The 17,957-nt window shown below is 58.0% G+C and carries 14 protein-coding genes and 1 tRNA gene; 6 read left to right on the top strand and 9 right to left on the bottom strand.

The window, feature by feature from the left end; genetic code table 11:
• Positions 1-152: 152 nt before the first annotated feature.
• A tRNA-Val gene (locus VGM18_12350) sits at positions 153-227 on the bottom strand.
• A 268-nt stretch (positions 228-495) separates the two neighbouring features.
• Between VGM18_12350 and VGM18_12345 the strand changes: the two genes are divergently transcribed.
• From VGM18_12345 to VGM18_12335, 3 genes are all read left to right on the top strand, one after another.
• Complete coding sequence (locus VGM18_12345; protein ID HEY3973789.1) at positions 496-1,152, top strand: sigma-70 family RNA polymerase sigma factor; 657 nt, start codon at positions 496-498, stop codon at positions 1,150-1,152.
• Between the two features lie 68 nt (positions 1,153-1,220).
• Positions 1,221-1,700 (top strand): hypothetical protein, encoded by a 480-nt coding sequence (locus tag VGM18_12340; GenBank protein HEY3973788.1) that lies wholly within the window; start codon positions 1,221-1,223, stop codon positions 1,698-1,700.
• A 29-nt stretch (positions 1,701-1,729) separates the two neighbouring features.
• Positions 1,730-2,356 carry a DUF3106 domain-containing protein gene (locus VGM18_12335; protein HEY3973787.1) on the top strand — a complete coding sequence of 209 codons (627 nt, stop codon included), beginning with the start codon at positions 1,730-1,732 and terminating at the stop codon, positions 2,354-2,356.
• A gap of 38 nt (positions 2,357-2,394) precedes the next feature.
• Here the strand turns inward: VGM18_12335 and VGM18_12330 are convergent, their stop codons facing one another.
• The 4 genes from VGM18_12330 to VGM18_12315 form a co-directional block, all read right to left on the bottom strand.
• A complete protein-coding gene (locus VGM18_12330) occupies positions 2,395-3,246 on the bottom strand; it encodes a transglutaminase-like domain-containing protein (GenBank protein ID HEY3973786.1) in 852 nt (283 codons plus the stop codon).
• Between the two features lie 81 nt (positions 3,247-3,327).
• Positions 3,328-4,254 carry a proline dehydrogenase family protein gene (locus tag VGM18_12325; GenBank protein ID HEY3973785.1) on the bottom strand — a complete coding sequence of 309 codons (927 nt, stop codon included), beginning with the start codon at positions 4,252-4,254 and terminating at the stop codon, positions 3,328-3,330.
• A gap of 260 nt (positions 4,255-4,514) precedes the next feature.
• Positions 4,515-5,447, bottom strand: a complete 933-nt coding sequence (trxB, locus tag VGM18_12320; protein ID HEY3973784.1) for a thioredoxin-disulfide reductase — start codon at positions 5,445-5,447, stop codon at positions 4,515-4,517.
• Between the two features lie 84 nt (positions 5,448-5,531).
• Positions 5,532-6,332 (bottom strand): hypothetical protein, encoded by an 801-nt coding sequence (locus VGM18_12315; protein HEY3973783.1) that lies wholly within the window; start codon positions 6,330-6,332, stop codon positions 5,532-5,534.
• A gap of 133 nt (positions 6,333-6,465) precedes the next feature.
• On the opposite strand from VGM18_12315, the gene VGM18_12310 reads away from it, so the two are divergent.
• The 3 genes from VGM18_12310 to VGM18_12300 all read left to right on the top strand — a co-directional run bounded on the left by VGM18_12310 (position 6,466) and on the right by VGM18_12300 (position 9,475).
• Positions 6,466-6,666 carry an allantoinase gene (locus tag VGM18_12310; GenBank protein HEY3973782.1) on the top strand — a complete coding sequence of 67 codons (201 nt, stop codon included), beginning with the start codon at positions 6,466-6,468 and terminating at the stop codon, positions 6,664-6,666.
• Between the two features lie 127 nt (positions 6,667-6,793).
• A complete protein-coding gene (locus VGM18_12305; protein ID HEY3973781.1) occupies positions 6,794-9,019 on the top strand; it encodes a SpoIIE family protein phosphatase in 2,226 nt (741 codons plus the stop codon).
• Positions 9,020-9,082: 63 nt separating this feature from the next.
• Positions 9,083-9,475: a hypothetical protein gene (locus tag VGM18_12300; GenBank protein HEY3973780.1), complete on the top strand. Its 393-nt coding sequence runs from the start codon at positions 9,083-9,085 to the stop codon at positions 9,473-9,475.
• Positions 9,476-9,831: 356 nt separating this feature from the next.
• Here the strand turns inward: VGM18_12300 and VGM18_12295 are convergent, their stop codons facing one another.
• From VGM18_12295 to VGM18_12280, 4 genes are all read right to left on the bottom strand, one after another.
• Positions 9,832-12,918 carry a vitamin B12-dependent ribonucleotide reductase gene (locus VGM18_12295; protein HEY3973779.1) on the bottom strand — a complete coding sequence of 1,029 codons (3,087 nt, stop codon included), beginning with the start codon at positions 12,916-12,918 and terminating at the stop codon, positions 9,832-9,834.
• A gap of 118 nt (positions 12,919-13,036) precedes the next feature.
• Entirely contained in the window at positions 13,037-15,193 is a 2,157-nt protein-coding gene (locus VGM18_12290) for a tail spike protein (GenBank protein ID HEY3973778.1), read from the bottom strand.
• Between the two features lie 136 nt (positions 15,194-15,329).
• Complete coding sequence (locus VGM18_12285; GenBank protein HEY3973777.1) at positions 15,330-16,151, bottom strand: hypothetical protein; 822 nt, start codon at positions 16,149-16,151, stop codon at positions 15,330-15,332.
• Between the two features lie 663 nt (positions 16,152-16,814).
• Entirely contained in the window at positions 16,815-17,396 is a 582-nt protein-coding gene (locus VGM18_12280; GenBank protein HEY3973776.1) for a hypothetical protein, read from the bottom strand.
• Between the last annotated feature and the right edge of the window lie 561 nt (positions 17,397-17,957).

Raw genomic sequence — 17,957 nt, 5'->3', positions numbered from 1 at the left:
CGAATCCTCCTGCTCAAGGCACTATTAAGAGTTGAGTCCAGATTGCGATGGGGCGTCGCTTTGGGGTTGATTGAAGTTTTAATCCGGGGATGATCAGAAGAGCCGAAAGTTGGATGGCCTCGACCGCCGGACTCGACGACTGCGGAAAAAGATGGTGGGCGCTATAGGATTCGAACCTATGACTTCCACCGTGTGAAGATGGCACTCTACCGCTGAGTTAAGCGCCCTGCGAGAGTCATTTCATTCAAACATTTGCGCGCGGATTATGCAAATTGCGGAGGGGCGGAGGTCGCGTTCCGAGTTTCGGCGCTATGGCCTTGCGTGGTAGCCTAGGGTTGCGGTGGCGAGGAACGCCTTCGCAACCTTCGCTTTTGCATGGCGCTTGAGTCAAAACCTCCGCGGGCACTCGTATCTCCTTCCTCTACAGGGACTTCTGCCCATTCTCCAATCCCACCTGAGACGCAACTTTCGGGCCGCAACGGGGTTGACACTGGTGTGAGCACCGCCGCACTTGACCGGGGCATGCTGATCTCTGCTGCGACGGCGTCGTCGGCTGCATTCTCGGCCGTGGCTGGCGCGGAATCGCCCTCCGACGCCGAAATCATGCTGCGGGCCAAGGCGGGCGATCAGTCGGCCTTCGATTATCTGGTGCAGAAGTATCGTCGGCCGATGGTGAGTTTTATGTACCGGATGGCGCGTAACTCGGCGGCGGCCGAAGATCTGGCGCAGGAGGTTTTCTTGCGCGTGTATCGCTCGCGCGCCAGCTATGAGGCCAACGCGAAATTTACGACCTGGCTTTATCGCATTGCGACCAATCTGGCGGTCAACCACGCGCGCGATACGCGGCACGAGCGGCCCGAGGTTCAGGTTAGCCTGGACGAACCGGACGACGATACCGGCGCCACGCTCGAACTGCCAGACGGGCATTTGACGGCCGAGCAAGCCATGGTACGCCGCGAGCGGATGCTGGCGATCCGAAGTAAAGTAGAGGCCCTGCCCGAGCAACAGAGACTAGCGGTGATCATGCACAAGTATCAGCAGATGGATTACAAGCAGATTGCCGATGTGTTGAAGAAGAGCGAGTCGGCGACGAAGTCGCTGCTCTTTCGAGCATACGAGACTTTGCGGGAACAGTTAAAAGAATTCGTTTAAGCAAGTACATTGTTTTTGTGAGCGACAGGCAGAAGGCGAAGAGCGAAGCGAGTTAAGGGGAAGCAGTTATGAAATGCGATGAGATTCGTGAACGAATGCCCGACGTGGCGGCTGGGTTCGGCGAACCCACCGTGGACGAGGGCCGGCATCTGGACAGTTGCGCTGCGTGCGCGGAGGAATTGAAAGCCATGCGGGCCACCATGGCGCTGCTCGATGACTGGCAGACGCCGGAGCCGTCGGCTTATTTCGACACCCGTCTGCAAGCCCGTCTGCGGGAAGAAATGGCCGAGCCCCATGCCGGATGGTTACAGTGGTTCCGGCGTCCGGTGCTGGCGGCCGCGCTGACCGTAGTTATGGGAGTAGGCATTGGGCTGTACTTCGCGCGCAGCGGAATCTACGGGCTTGGGCCTACGGAGAGTTCCTTGCCCGCAGAGCGCGGCACCGCCGTGAGTGATTTGCAAGACATGGAACAGAATCACGATTTGTATTCCAACTTCGAAGTACTGGATGACCTGGATGTGCAGCCCGATGCGGTAGCGAACCCGTAACCGACTCGGGGGCTGGAATGAACGAATGAGTGGCGCAGCAGAGAGGAACGCTGACGGAGCAAATGAAGCGCGGAAAATACAGAATGGGTTGGCTGGCAGCGGCCGGTCTGGCGGTGGCTCTCGCCATTCCTCGTCCCTGCCTGGCGCTGAAGGGCGCGTTCCATCAGCAGAGACATGTGTTACCGCCGGCAGCAGCACAGCGGCAGCCGGGACGGGTGCAGGGCCACGGGGGCGACTGGCTGCGACGCTATAAAGACATGCCGCCGGCGGAACAGGAGCGAGCCTTGCAAAACGATCCTGCATTCCACCGGTTGTCTCCCGAAAGGCAGCAATTGCTGCGCCAGCGCCTGCAACATTTTTCGAGCCTGCCGCCGCAACAGCAGTTGCGCATGCTCAATCGTCAAGAAACCTGGGAACACCTGAGCCCGGAACAAAGACAGCAGGTGCGGCAAATTCAGCAACTTCCTCCCGATCGCCGCCGCATGGTGACCGCCGCGGCACGTGACCTGGCAGCGATGCCTGCGCAGCAGCGCGAGCAGGTCATCAACTCCCAGCGTTTCCAGCGACTGTTTTCCGATCGGGAGCGGGAAATGTTGCGCGGGGCCAGCCGTCTGCCTTTCGCTCCCGCGGACGGCCCGGAAACGGCGCCGCGGTGAGGAAACGGTTCTCACTTCTCACTTCTAAAATTTTCTTTCTAGTTCGTTAGTGCCTGCGCGCGGCGGATCGACAGCGTCATCTGCCGAACATCCTCGGCATCGGACGCGTGCGGTGAAAGCTTCAGATATTCCTCCAGGTCGTCCACCGCCAATCCCTGCAGTCCCATGCTGTAGCGCAACAACGCCCGCTGCTTCACCTCTGCCGGCGATCGAGGGTGAATAAGGAGGATAAGGTCCGCAACCGGCAGAGCTTTGCGGAAATTGCGCGTGGAGAGATACACAGTTTTTAGATTATTCAGCATCCGCGTCAGAATCTGGCGCCGGCTGATGGGGCGCAGAAACTCCGGCCGCATCGTCATTCCGCCGGAGTAGATTTCATCCAGACGACCCTGGCAATCCTGGCGGCTGAGAATGTCGCCGCGGTTGAAACAATCGATCAGCATCTCCTGGCCATCTTCGTTGTAGCGCTTGAGCAGGAAATGTCCCGGCAGGCCAACTCCGAAAAGATGCAACCCGACGCGACGCGCCACTTCCATATACACGATCGACAGCGTGATCGGAATTCCCAGGCCGCGGTCGAGGACATCGTTCAGGAAAGAGTTGCGCGGATCGTAATAGTCCTCGCGATTGCCACGCAGCCGCAGCTCTTCGAATAACACATGCTGGAGGGCGGCGAGGATGCGTGGCGGGCGTAGATCGGGAGCCAAAGCCGCGACGCGACGAGCCAGTTTTTCAATGCGAGTGGCGTAGACTTCGATGTCGAGACCGGGATATTCCCCGCGCGCGATCAACAGCGCAGCCCGAATCAAGTCAATCTTTTCATCTTCCAAATCCGGAGCAACGAAGACCGAAAAGATGTCCAGCAGCTCTGCCGGGGCGGTGTAATGCATAGCCTGATTCTACTAAGGCCGGTGAGGCAAGCCATTGGCCCGGACGTGCCATCGCCTGGCACTTCTGACCGCCCTGCCCGGCTATGAGCGCAGCAGATTGCGCGCGATGAAAAATACGTTGGCCGGACGCTCGCCCAACCGGCGCATAAAATACGGATACCATTCGGTGCCGAAGGGAACGTACACCCGCATACGCCAACCGTCGCGTACTAACTTCTGTTGCAAATCGCGCCGGATGCCATAGAGCATCTGGAACTCGAAGGCATCGCGCGAAATCTCTTCCTGCGTGGCGAAGGCCTGCCCGGCGCGAATCATGTTCTCGTCGTGCGTCGCCATCCCGTGATAGATGCCGCTCTTCATTAAAATCTTCATCAGACGGATGTAGTTCGCGTCCACGTCGGCCTTGCTGGCGAAGGCAATGTCTGCGGATTCTTTGTAAGCTCCCTTGCACAGGCGGATGCGAATTCCCTCCGCCAGCAGCTTTTCGATATCGCTTTCGGAGCGCTTCAGATAAGACTGGATCACGGTGCCGACGCTATTCTGATTTCCCGGCATGCGGTGCAGTTCGTGAACAAAATCCAGCGTGCGTTGCGTGTAGGGCGAACCCTCCATATCGACACGGACGAAGCCGGGTGGGTTCAGGGATGCCGCCTTGGCCACCAGGCCGGCAACCAGATCGCGCGCCAGTTGCTCGTCCACGTCCAATCCCATGTGGGTAAGCTTTAGGCTGATGTTGGCATTGAGATGGTTGGCCGCGATGGCGTCGAGAATCTGGTGATAGAGCTGCGCGCTCTCGCGGGCTTCCTCGGGATTTGTCGTGTTCTCGCCCAGGTTGTCGATGCTGACGCTCATGCCGCCGCGGTTTACGGCCTGGGTGACGCGCACGGCGTCGTCAATTGCGGTGCCGGCCACGAAGCGGCCGGAGACGCGGCGTCCAATCGCAGAACGCTCGGCAAAACTGCGCAGAGAACGATTCTCAGAGAGCCCGACGAAGAGCGCCCTTAGCATGCGAGACCTGCCAGGGCCGGAAATATTGGAGAAGAAAGGCTGGTTACGTACATGAAGGTCACAGAATTTTGTATCACAAATGAGGATTTAGAGACCCTCACGCGATTGGCTGACAGGATGCGGATTCGCCGTGAACGACGAACTGAAAGCCACGATCATTCCACTAAAAAAAACACGATGGTGGTTTGCGAGGACGGACCGGCATAGGCGATCGTCAAGGATAAGGATAATGGTCCTCCGGTGGCGATCATTCCGGATCTCTATTTGCCATGTTCTTCCAGGAACTTCTCTACTTCCAAGGCGGCCATGCAGCCGCTGCCCGCGGCGGTGATGGCCTGGCGATAGCGTCGATCCTGCACGTCGCCGCATGCGTACACGCCATGCACGCGGGTGAAGACGTAGTTGTGAGTTTTCAGGTAGCCATCGGCGTCAGTGTCGAGTTGGCCGTCGAACATCTTCGTGTTGGGCTCGTGGCCGATGCCGAGAAAAAGCGCGCTGGTGGGGAAGTCCCAGATTCGATCCGTCTTCACGTCGCGCAATTTCAACCCCGTGACTTCCTTGTGGTGAACGTCGTACACATCTTCCACAACCGTATCGAGCAGGAATTTAATTTTGTCATGGCGCTGCGCGCGCTCAAGCATGATCTTCGACGCGCGGAAGGCATCGCGGCGGTGGATGACTGTCACCTTGGTGGCGAAGCGAGTCAGAAACAGCGCCTCTTCCATGGCGGAGTCTCCGCCGCCGACGACCACGATTTCTTTTCCCATGAAAAAGAAGCCATCGCAGGTGGCGCACGACGAAACCCCGTGGCCGATCAGTTGCTGCTCATGCGGCAAGCCCAACCAACGGGCCGAGGCGCCGCTGGCAATAATCAGAGTCTGCGCGTGCACTTGATGAACTCCCAAATGCAGAAGAAATGGCCGCTTGCTAAGGTCGACGCTGCTGAGATGCATCATGCGGTACTCCGCGCCGAAGCGCTCCGCCTGCTTGCGCATGTTCTCGACCAGTTGCGGGCCCAGGATGCCGTCGGGGAATCCCGGAAAATTCTCCACCAGCGTGGTCAACGCAAGTTGTCCGCCCGGCTCGTGGCCTTCCACCACCAGCGGCTTCAGATTGGCGCGCGCGGTGTAGAGTGCGGCAGTGTGTCCGGCGCATCCGGACCCAATGATGACTACGTCTCGAGTTTCGCTCATGAATTTTGCAGTTGCCGATTAGATGGTTGACTCCAGCTTTCGATGCAAGACGCTCCAGTTAACAGCTGCGCCGTAACCTTCGAATTATTTGTTGGGTTGCGAGGCCTTGTCATGCGCAGGTTTCGCCGCTTTGCCTGCCGGAGCAGCTGTCTTCGGCTTCGATTCCCCGCTGATGTTCGCCAATTCTTCGGGCACGATTTTTTTCACCCTCAACAGCGCGCGATAATTCGCCAGCACTTCCGACGCGGTGCGGAACAAGGGTTCATAAGCGCTCTGGTCGGGCGCCGCAGCTCCCTCGGCGGCCTGGCATCGGGCCAGCGCCACCGACGACTTGCCGAAACGCTCCAGCCGAACCCGAGTGGCCGGCGTATTCGACGCCAGCATCGCCTCCGAACTGGTCACCGCCGAGGCGCTGTCTTCGAGCGAAACCTGAATCAGATCCTTGGGATCGCGCACGTGCAGCACCAGCGTCTCCACCATGGTTTGACCGTCGTTGCTGAACGAATATTGCACGCTGGAAAAAAGCGCCTGCACCGAAAACTCGCGCCGGATTCGCACGTAACTCGCCACCGATGGATCGCCGGAGACATGGGCGTTCGATCCTGCGGGCAGAAAGCTGGGCATATCGGTCAGCGTCGAGCGTCCCCGAGAAACCTCGAAGTCCATTCCAAACAACGGCTGCTTCGGAACGCGAGCCAGCGCCGCCGCAATTTCTTTTTGCTCCTCGGTCGAAGGCGTACACACGTTCAGCATGTTCATTTTCACCTGCGGCTGAGTCGAATTCTGAGCGGCCGGCGGATTGGCAGCGGGCTCCTGCGCGCCAGCCTGCGGCGCAGCCAGGGAAAGAAGCCCGATGCCGGCAACGGAAAGCAGAGTTCTACGCACTGCGGAATTCTAAACGAGAAACATCGAAAAAGCTTGGATGTCTCTGTCGCGATTGTCATCTTGAGCGGAACGGCTGCTTCGCAAACTCTGCGAACTATTTTTCTTCGCAGGCAAGGAAGACTTAGAATTAGCTATGGCGAATTTGACACTGATTTATGGCATGAGGCTGTTGCCCTCTGAGGATGTGGCCGAGGTGGGGCAGGCTCCCGTGAAGCTGACCAACGGCCGGGAGGCCCGCGTCACGATGCACGTGCTCGAAGGCAGCAAAGAAGAGATCGAAAAGCAGTTGCGCACCAGCCTGGAAGCTTTTTTCGATCTCTATCCGGAAATATGATCGGCAAAAAGTCTGAACGGTGAAGGGATGGCGCGGATCAATGCGCCTTTGAAGCCGATTCACCGATCGGATCGAACTGGCATCGCCGTATAATCCAAGTCCTCTGCGGACTGTCCAACTTTTCAGCATGCAATGGTCTTATCCAGAATTGCGCAGCCGGTTGATCCAGGCCGAACTGTGGCCCCAGGGCCGCATGGCGCGAATCGCCTGCTATTTCGCGGGCATGGCCGCTGTGCTATACGCGCTACAGAAGTTCCTGGGATTGTTTGCACGATCATGGGGCGAGCATTTGAGTGGATGGGTCGGCTTCCTCGTCTTCGTCGCGACGGTATTGTTTTCGGTTCTCGCATTTCGCTGGTTGAAGCGCAGAATCCTATGGCGGCTGCGCAACCGCCTGATCGTCACGTATGTGTTCATCGGCGTAATTCCTGCGGTGCTGCTGGTCACCATGGCAATCGTCAGCCTGTACGGGCTGGCGGGACAGTTTGCCGTGTTCGTGGTGACCTCTGAAATCAATTCCCAGTTGCGAAGCCTTGAGGCCGCTAATGCCGCGGTCAGCAATGAATTGGCGGCACGATTGGAGCATGGAGCCAACCCCGCCGCGGAATCTCTGTCCGGACTAAGAAAGCGCGATCCCGCCTGGGGACGTCGCGCTGTCTGCGCCTGGTATGGGACCAAACCCTTGCCAGTCTGTGATGAATTCAATGGCGAGAAGCTGACGTTCCCCAGCTTCGCCAAAGGCAAGTTCCGTGACATGGTTCTGGACCAGAACCGATTGTACCTGCGCGTCATCTCCTCACTTCCCGTCGGATCGAGCCAACTGACGGTCGTTACCAGCGAACCGTTTGACCGCGAGCTAGTGGGAAACATCGCGTCCGATCTCGGCGAGATCACGCTCCTGGCTCCGTCCTGGCTGAGAGATACAGAAAAAAGTAATACGCTTAACCAGGAAAAATCTGGACAGGATAGTTCCGGGCAGAAGAGTTCCGGCGCTCAAACTTCTTTGTCAGTCAATCCGCCGAAGCGTCAAACTATCGTCATCAGTTCAAATCCGCAGGATGAATCGGTCGCAAACAACCAGAACTTATTTCATCCCATCTTCAGCGTCGGCACGCTGCCCAACCCGACGGGCACGTTTGATCGCGAAATCCCCCTCGCCGGAACATCGCTGTCGGTGATCGATTGGAAAACCGGAACCAGCACTACGGGCGCAGTCGTGCGGGTCCGCACCCGGCTGTCGGTGCTGTATAGCCATCTGTTTGCCGCTCTGGGCGTCTTTGCTCGCGGCGTGATGTACATCCTGCTCGGCGTAGGAATATTTTTCGCCATCATCGAGCTGATCGCGCTGATCATTGGCACCCGCATGACACGTACGGTCACGCGGGCCGTGGCGCAGTTGCACGAAGCGACGACCCACATCGACCGCGGCGACTTCAGCCATCGCATCCCGGTCAAGTCCGACGATCAACTGGCGCATCTGGCGCTGTCGTTTAACTCGATGACAGCTTCTATCGAGAAGCTAATTCTGGAGCAGAAGGAAAAGCAGAGGCTGGAAAACGAACTCGTGATCGCGCAGGAAGTTCAGGCTCAGCTCTTCCCGCGGCAAATTTCACAACTCGAGTCGCTCGAAGTGCACGGCTTCTGCCGCCCCGCGCGCACGGTCAGCGGAGATTACTACGACTTTCTAACCGCCAGCTCCCACAAGCTGATCCTCGCCGTTGGCGACATCAGCGGCAAAGGAATTTCAGCCGCCCTGCTGATGGCGACCATTCACTCCGCGGTTCGCGCTTACAGCATGGAAGCCATGCCGCAGTTGCGCGAACCGGTAGCCGTGGGCGCAGTCGCAGGCTCTGGCCGTGCGATGGCGGCATGGCCCGAGGGCGTCGAGATTTCTCCAGGAGCCTTGCTCAGCTTGCTCAACCACCAGCTCTACGAGAGTACTCCGCCGGAAAAGTACGCCACGCTTTTCCTGGGAATCTATGATGGGCGCTCGCACGAGCTGACCTACAGCAACGGCGGGCACCTTCCTCCTATCCTGATCGCCAAAGATGGCGCGATCCGCCGGCTCGAAGCCGGAGGAACTGTGGTGGGCCTGTTCGACAACATGACGTACGAAGAGGGATCGGTCGAAATGCATCCCCGAGAGATTTTTCTGGCCTACAGCGATGGCGTCACGGAACCAGAAAACGACTTCGGCGAATTCGGCGAGCAGCGCCTCATCGACCTGGTCCGCGACAATCGCGACTTGCCCCTGCCGCAGATCAGCCAGATCGTAACCGCCGCAGTCGATACCTGGATCGGCGACAACGAACAGCCGGATGATGTAACGCTGGTATTAGCCAGAGCACGGTGAGCAAACTTGGCGGGTTTTTGCATATACTTGGGCCGCAGAATTCGCGCCGTGGAGGTGTAGCCGATGCTCAAGTCTATAGCCGTCGTCGCTGGCAGTTACGTGCTCTCAATTATTCTTGTTCTCGGAACTGACCCGTTGCTCTCGCGCCTGTTTCCCGGTGACTTCGTCCGAGGACGCATTCCCTCCGATTCCGCTCTGATGGCCAGCACCGGTTTCTTCGTCGTCATTTCGATCCTCTGCGCCTGGCTCTGCGCCCGCTTTGCCCCCCGCCGCGCCGCTCGGCATGTGCTCTGGTTCTTTGTCATCGGAGAAGTCATGGGAATCGCAGCGACTATTCCCAACTGGAGCAAAGGCTGGCCGCACTGGTATTGGCTGTCGTGGCTGCTCACTTGGCCGGTGAGTTGTTGGATCGGCTTGCGCCTGGCCGGTCGCAGGGCGGAGTCGGTCGCAGCCTGAATTTATGCTCCGCGGCACCACCCCAGCGGGGCCATATATCCCTCCTGGCTCATTCTGACTTATTTGTCTCCGGTTTCAGCCGGGGAAGGGACTTTCGTGTCATCTGCATTCAGCGTATGCCCAGCAGCGGAAAAAGGGGCCACGGCGTCGCCGTGACCCCTCACAGTCGTTGTCTCTTTACACTTCTATTTGGAGATGTTAGGCATCTTTGTGCCAGTCATCCCCACAAACGAGCGAGCGAGTTCTCGTCCGCAACTCTTGTTCACCTCAGCGGCCAAAAGCCGGAGAGGATGGTGCCCCGGTGGCACGGCTGAAGCCGTGCTCTTCCACAGAACCTTGTCCTTTCAAATTCAAGCTTACGAACAGCCGCTGGTGCTGCCGCAGCTCATGCATCGATAGCAGCTTCCATTCCGGGTCATGATGCTGCCGCAGAAGCTGCAACTGGGGGCGTCGCCCATGTCGATCATGCTGGAGAGGGCGTCGGCGGCATGGGGTGAACCGGACCTCGGACCTCGGGCTTCAGACGTCGACCCCGACACTCCCGTTGCGCCATTCACATCTCCGGCGCCTTCGGGCTGAGGTCCGCGGTCTGCGGTCCGAGGTCGGAAACTCTCGAACAGCAATTGCTGCTGGCCGGTCAGGAAGCGCATTTGCAGCCAGCGGAAGATGTAGTCCATGATGCTCTTGGCGTAGCCGATGTCGGGATTGCCGGACCATCCACTCGGTTCGAATCTAGTGTGGGCAAACTTTTCGCAGAACAGTTTCAGCGGGACGCCGTGTTGCAGCGCGATCGACACGGCGAGCGCGAAGCTGTCCATAAGGCCGCTGACCGTCGATCCTTCTTTGGCCATGGTGATGAAGAGTTCGCCGGGCTCGCCGTCGGGGTAGAGGCCGACGGTGATGTAGCCCTCGTGGTCTCCGACTTTGAATTTGTGGGTGATCGAGGCGCGTTCTTCCTGCAACTTGTGGCGCACGGCGCGCGGAGGAGCGTTGAGATCGGCCTCCTCGACTTGCGGCGCAGCCGCAGCGAGGCGGGCGTCGTCCTTGGTGGAGTTCGCGGTCTTGCTGCCAGCCGACGACAGCGGCTGGGACTGTTTGCATCCGTCGCGATAAACGGCTACGGCTTTGATGCCCAGCTTCCAGGCCTGAAGGTAAGTCTCCATGATGTCGTCGACGGTAGCGTTGTTGGGTAGATTGACGGTCTTCGATATAGCTCCGGAGATAAAGGGCTGCGCAGCCGCCATCATGCGGAGATGTCCCATGTAGGCGATCGACCGCGTCCCCTTCGCCGGCTTGAACGAGCAATCAAACACCGCCAGATGCTCATCTTTAATGTGCGGCGCCCCCTCAATCGTTCCAGTCGCGTCGATGTAACTGACAATCGCGTCAGCCTGATCGTGGTTGTACCCCAGCTTGAACAAAGCCGTGGGCACAGTGTTGTTGACGATCTTGATCATGCCGCCCCCAACCAGCTTTTTATACTTAATCAGCGCCAGATCCGGCTCGATTCCCGTAGTGTCGCAGTCCATCATGAAGCCTATTGTGCCGGTTGGCGCTAACACTGTTACCTGGCTGTTTCTGTAGCCGTGCTTTTCGCCGTGGGCGAGGGCTTCGTCCCAGCACTGTTTGCTGGATTCGTAGATTGAGCTTGGAACGTTATTTTTGTTTATTGCGTTGACGCTAGCGCGGTGCATGCGGATTACGTCCAGGAAGGGTTCGCGGTTGATGTACCAGCCGGGGCAGGCGCCGCCGGGCATGGTTTGAGTTGTGGTCGAGTTGCTCGCTTCGCTTGCTGGACGGACGAATGCGTCCGTCCCCACGTGGGTGATGCCTGCGCCTAGATTGGTTTCGGACAAGTTCTTTTTTGTTGGTTCCGTGGCTGGGACTAACGGCTCGCATTGTTCGGCGATGCGGCTGGATTGGAGGTAGGCTTCGCCGCACATGATGGCGGTTACGCAAGACGCGTAGTCGCGGCCGGCGTCGCTGTCGTAGGGGAGGCCTGCGGCCATCAGCAGGGCACCCAGGTTTGCGTAGCCTAAGCCTAGCGGGCGGTAGTCGTGGCTGTTGCGCATGATCTGTTCCGTCGGATATCCGGCGTTGTCTACCAGAATTTCCTGGGCGGTGATCAGGATGTCTACTGCGTGACGATAGGCTTCAACGTCGAAGGTGCCGTTGGGGGCGAACTTCAGCAGATTCAGACTCGCGAGATTGCAGGCGGAGTCGTCCAGGAACATGTATTCGCTGCACGGATTGCTGGCGTTGATTCTTGCTGTGTTTTTCGAGGTGTGCCAGCGGTTCACCGTGGTGTCGTATTGCATGCCGGGATCGCCGCAGTGCCAGGTGGCTTCGGAAATCTTGTTGAGCAGATATTTTGCTTTGAAGGTTTTTGCGGGCGAGCCATCGGTGACGGTGCGCGTGGAAAAGTCTGTATCGCGGACTACGGCGTACATGAAGTCGTCGGTGACGCGGACAGAGTTATTCGCATTCTGGAAGAAGATGCTGGAGTAGGCGTCGGAGTCGGGGTGGGAGCCGTCGTATCCCTGGGCGACCAGGGCGTGAGCCTTGGCTTCTTCTTTTTGTTTGCACTCGATGAATTCGATGATGTCGGGATGGTCGACGTTGAGGATGACCATCTTGGCTGCGCGGCGAGTCTTGCCGCCGGACTTGATGACGCCGGCGAAGGCGTCGAAGCCTTTCATGAAGCTGAGCGGGCCGCTGGCGGTGCCGCCGCCGGAAAGAGTTTCAGTGGATCCGCGTAGAGGCGAGAGATTGGTGCCGGTGCCGCTACCCCACTTGAAGAGCATGCCTTCGGTCTTCGCGAGAGTCAGGATCGAGTCGAGGGAGTCTTTCACCGAGTTGATGAAGCAGGCAGAGCACTGGGGCTTGGAGTATCCGGTGACGCCGAATTCGACTTGCTGGGTTTGCGGGTTCCAGTGCCAGTTGCGGCCGTCGGAATTGGGCTCGATGCGATCGCAACCTACGTTGAACCAGACCGGGCTGTTGAAGGCGGCGTACTGGCGGACGAGGATGTGCACGAGTTCATCGTGGAACGTGGAGGCGTCGTCGGCGGTGCGGAAATAGCCTTGCGCATGTCCCCAGTCGCGGATGGTTTCGGCGACGCGGGCGACGAGTTGGCGAACTCCGGTTTCGCGCTCGGGAGTGCCGATCTTGCCGTGCAAATATTTCGAGGCCACGATGTTGGTGGCGGTCATGGACCAGTCTTTGGGGACTTCGACGTCTTTCTGCTCGAAGATCACGTTGCCCTGGGCGTCGGTGATGGCGGCGGTGCGGAGTTCCCATTCGACTTCGTTGTAGGGAGAGACGCCGGGCTTGGTGAAGAAGCGGCGGAAGGCGAGACCGGGAGCCTTCTTCTTGTTGTTATTAACGGCGGCCGGGGCGGCGGCGACGGGGGCGGATTCGGTGACGGTTTTCAATTCTGCCATGGGGCTCTCCATTAATTAGATTCTATGTGACTCAACTCGATGCAGGATCCGGATACGCTGACTCTGGCGCGCCGATGGCGCCATCGAGCACGCACTCATTTAAAGATCTTTCGTGTAATCACTTCTCGCCTTCCGGATAAATCTCCGGGTAAAGATAATGGCCGCGTTCGGATTCTGGTTTTTCCATCTCAGGCAGGATTCGATGTGCCTGGGAGTAGGGGTCGCGACGAATGCCGGTGACCTGCCACGACACGCGCGTACCCCGAGTGCCTCCGGCAATCAGAAACTTGTTGTCTTTTACTTCACGTGCGACATAGACGGGGCTGGATTTGCCAATACAAGTTAATTGGTAGCGGAAGTCGCCGTTGAGGGCTTCGAAATAGGAAGGCAGGGTGACTTCGGCCCGTCCTTTAGAGTCAAGTTCAACGATCCCGTTGTAGATATTCAACATGTCGGGGGACTCAACGAATGAATGCAGCAGATACTTGTTCAGCGGATCCAGGGGATGATCGATTCGAAAGCTCCCGGCGGCCTTCGAGAGCGTTCCAATGACGCCCAGATTTCCATTGATGGTGACATTGCCGTTAAACGTGGTAGGCCAGCCGGTATTTCCGCTCGAACTGGTTGGGGGAACATTAAACCAGAGACCTCCCTCGCCGGGGAGTTCCTGCACGACATTGTTGTTGGCCGTTACAGTGCTGGATCCGACCCACATTGCGTCGCCGCTGATGCCGGCGATGGTGAGTGCGATCAGATTATTCTCGATAACGTTGTTGGAGGTAATACAGCATCCTCCAATAACGAACTGATTGTCCGAGTTGGGAGAATTGAGGCTATTGAGATTGTTGTTCAGGCTGACATTTCCGGAGATCACGCTGTTGGAGTAATCCAGATAGAAGCCCTCGATACCGTTGGAACTGGCAGTATTCGCGGTGAAGTTCCAATTGGTGCCGTCGCTGAAATATCCGGTGCTCTGGTTGTTCTGGGAGAGATTTCCCATAACGGTGGCGTACTCGGGGAAGGTGGCTTTATGAGGGTAGTCCGCCGAAAGATCAAATCCGTCGAAAACGGAATAGCGTGCGATGTTGTTAGTCACAGAAAGGTTATGGGTAGGTCGTGTGGCACTGCCTTGAAAGTTCTTGTACCCGGATTCACCCGAATACTGCGAAATGTTGTCGGAAACGACCAAGCCGTCTGCATTCGACCAGAAAATGTTGCTGAAGCTGCAATAGCGAATGTTGTTGCCGCTAATGGTGTTGCCCACATTCGAATATTGCCCGGAGCCGGTTAGGGTTGCGATGCCAAGGCAGCCCTGGACGCCTCCTGTCCCTTCGTTCGCATTGGGGCCGTAACCACCGGTAAAGTCGTTATTTTGTAGAGATGAAGAGGTCACATCTTCGAGCAGAATGGTTACCTGGTTTCCGGTGATAGTGCTGACGTTGACGTGATCGCCGCCCTGAATCGTAATTGTCGGCCCCAGGATCTGAGTTTGCTGGAAGGCTGAGAGGCCATTCCAAAAAGTCGGGTACTTCGGAGCAAAATTGAAACTGGGCTGCATCCCAGTTCCCGTTCCAAAGATGTCGACTAGAACGGGAGTGCCGGAGGGTGGGGGCACAGCGTTCACCGCAACGACGGCGAACTTGGCGATCGGCTCCAGATCAAGGTTCTTGACGGAAGAGCCCGAGGTACTGGTCGTTAGAGAGAAGATCGGATTATCCGAGAGCAATTTGGAGTCTGCACCGGTACCAGCAAGGATAAGCGGCTGGGTGCCGGTGATGGTTGCGGGCACGGTTTGGGTGCCTGCAACGATCAGATAGTTTCCTGCAGGCACGAACATAGGCTGGCCAGACTCGTAGGCGGAACGGAACGCAGCCGTGTTGTCGGTGCCATAAACAAAATGCAGATTCGATCCCGCATAAGAGGCGGCATTCCCAAGAATGACGGTATGACTGTTCAGCACGGATTGAATCGTCGTGGCTAAGATGCCGTTTGCGGTTCCAGCCCCATGCAGCATTCCCGCGTTCGAACCTGCGCCCGTAATCTCGGTGAACTTTCCTACATCGGCGGAGCTAAACGACGACGATTGTGAGCTGAAGTTTGTGGAACCGGCCACGGCGACACCGTCATCGTGAGTTATCGCATCTCCTTTTGCGCCGAAGCTCGTGAGGCTGCCGGATGAACCGGATTGGGTTTGAACTGGTCCACATGAGGCCAGCAGAAGAATGACCGGGATGCAAGCCCGAGTTCCCCAAAATAAGGCCTTAGTATGTGGCATATCGTTCCATCTCCAGCAATCAATCAACTCGCAAACGAGCCGCGCACGGCAAGCCCGACAGGTTCGACTGTCACGCCGGTCTGGCTCAAGAAAACGTGAACAACCACGGCAGAATTGCCTATAACCAGTCCCGAGCCTAGAAGCCGGAGGGGAATGGAGTTGGACAGTGAATGTTGGAGGCGGCTCCGGAGTCCAGATGCGGGGCCGCGGCGTGGGTCGGATGCTTGGCGTATGTGGTGTTCGTGGCTATGGGGGACTGTATCGTGCTCGCCGCGTCAGTACCGATGGTGTCGGGAGTCGCGGGCAGGAGTGCCCGCGCCACATTGGGATCGGCGCTTTCTAAATTGTTATTGACCCCGAAGAGGGTGCGTTGCGCGGCATCGGGCTGGGCGATGTGTTCAGTTGCGTCGGTGAGTTCCAGGGAACTGGCGAAGTGGGAGCCGATGCCGGTGACTTTCTCGGCAGAGGACACGATCCATTGATTCAGGGCGTTGCAGATGCTACGGCGCTGCGTGGGGTCGGCGATAACTACGAAGCGGGCGAAGTAGCGGCCGGAGGTCAGGCGCGCAGCCATGGGGTTGTGGATTGAGAGCATGCGGTCGAGCACGAAGGCCATGTCGTCGTCTTCGAAGAATTGGGTTACAGCTAGCATGCGGCGGGGACGGGCTTCGGGCTCCCCGGTGGCGGCCCTCGGAACGGTGCTGCTCGCTTCGCTTGCTGGACGGACGAATGCGTCCGTCCCCACATGAGTCGAGGCGTTGGTCCCCACATGGGCATTGCCAAGGTCCATGACTTCTTCCGCCAGGGCGAAGACGCCGGGTTTGCTGGGGACAAACAGGAGGCTGTGAGGGGACTCGCAGCGGAACCAGCGGGACCATTGCAGGCGGCGGTAGTCGAGCGGACGATCGAAACCGTGGCGCGCTAAAGACTCTGTGACTAAACGAGTTAGACCTTCCATTACGGGCTCCTGAAACTCGGCTTCCGGCGTTCGGCTCCGGAGGATGGCTGTACTTCTACTTCGAAGATCACTCTGTCGTCGTACCCCGGGGGGAGTCGGGGACGATCACCGCATTTATGTCCGGCTTCCGGAATCTCCGGAAACATGTTCAGGTTCGGGTCCCGGCCTACGGATCTGGAAGCCGGGAGCCCTGGCCCTGGTTGTACCGAGCAGGATGCCGAGTCACCTCTGGCTGGGCATCTTGCCGGATCGTTTTGCTTTACCGCTCCTTACTTCTACTTCACTACTTCACTTCTATTCACCTTTAGTGCTGGGAATTCCGTCCCATTCCCGTGGGGCGGAATTTGTTGCTTGGGATTGCAAAGTTACTCCCGCTGGTTGTGCCTGTCAAGAGGGAAACACTATAGGTTGTATCTATAGCAATGATGGGCTTGATGCCGGGGTGGAGACCCGGTTTTCCACATGTGGAAAATCGGGGATGGCGGCGATTTGGTAAGAATGCCATTCTTGGGGCCCGGTTTGGACGGCAGGGCTGGAGTTGCTGCGCGGTTTCGGCGATCGATGGATGGTTCAGTCGTGCCTCCAGGACGGGTTTTAATTTTCTCGTCCGTTTTTGGGTTCTACTGCCGCAAGCGCCGGGTTATTTTCGGCGCTCCCTCGCTACTAAAGGACTCCCATGAGACTCAGGCGCGACGAAGAAGGGCGACGGTCACGATAGGGTTGCGGGAGTTTACGGCCGCGGGGTGGGGCGCAGGCTTCGTCGAGAATTGAAGCGGGTTCCGCCTCGCTTCGCTTCGGTGGGACGGCCCCATTCGACAGGCTCAGGGCAGGCTTGGCGGCCGTCGCCATTGTCACGTCCCTGGACGGCTGCTTTTTGAACGATGCGGAGATTCGTTGGCGAGCGGGCGGCGTTCTGGGCAGGGTTAGCCGTTCGATTTCCAGTTCTTCGAATTTGGGGCGGTCAAGCCTTCGGTCAATCGGCTTTCGCTCAACCAGCGCGGTTTCTCCGGAAATTGCCGGGAACGCCGCAAGTGGTTGGTTCGATGGAGACATTGGTACGTAAATATCTTCGAAGATGCGACGGGGGGCGATGCTGAGGACGCCGTCGGAGGATTCGACGAGGTAATCGCCTTTGCGTCCGCAATGCTGGCGGCCGAGATGGTCGACGAAAGTCAGAGTGGAGCTGATTTGTTTGGCTTGTACTAGAAAGCGCGTGCGGTAGGTCTTCCATTCCTCATGTTTCATGTGGTTGCTGCCTCGATCTCGTACTAATTACGTTCAAATCGCAAACGGGTTTATCCGATCAGAAGGTGCTCTGCTTGAGTTGATTATTTTTGTGAGAGCGACAGTGACTGTACGAGCGAAAGGCGCGGCGGTCAATTCAGTATTTTTGGTGCAAATGAGGAAAAAACTGGGCTCGGCTTTCCCGGATTGGCACTGATGAAGGAAGGGATGAAAGGCGTGTGATTGTGGCTCTGGATGGCTCGGTTTTCGTGGGAGTGGGAATGATGCTGGGGGAGTTCGGGTTCTGAGGGTGGTGGGTTGTCCACAGGGAGTGCACAGGAAATGCAGAAAAGGCGAAACCCAAAACCTCCACCGCAGAGGGCACGCAGGGCACAGAGGAATCATCCGGGAGAGTCACATGTTTTTCTGTGGTATGGAATGCCAGTTGCGTCGTGAGCTGAGTACAACCTGCACGGGGGTGGAACAATTTTCCGGGAGGGATGCGGTCGGGGGTGGGAGAGGCTGAGCAATGCGAGGGATAGCAGCCACTTGGAGAAGGCGGGAAAGGAATGGTCCTTGCTA

Source organism: Candidatus Sulfotelmatobacter sp. (genome assembly GCA_036500765.1).
GTDB lineage: Bacteria > Acidobacteriota > Terriglobia > Terriglobales > Acidobacteriaceae > Sulfotelmatobacter.
This window is presented reverse-complemented; position numbering and strand designations above follow the sequence as displayed.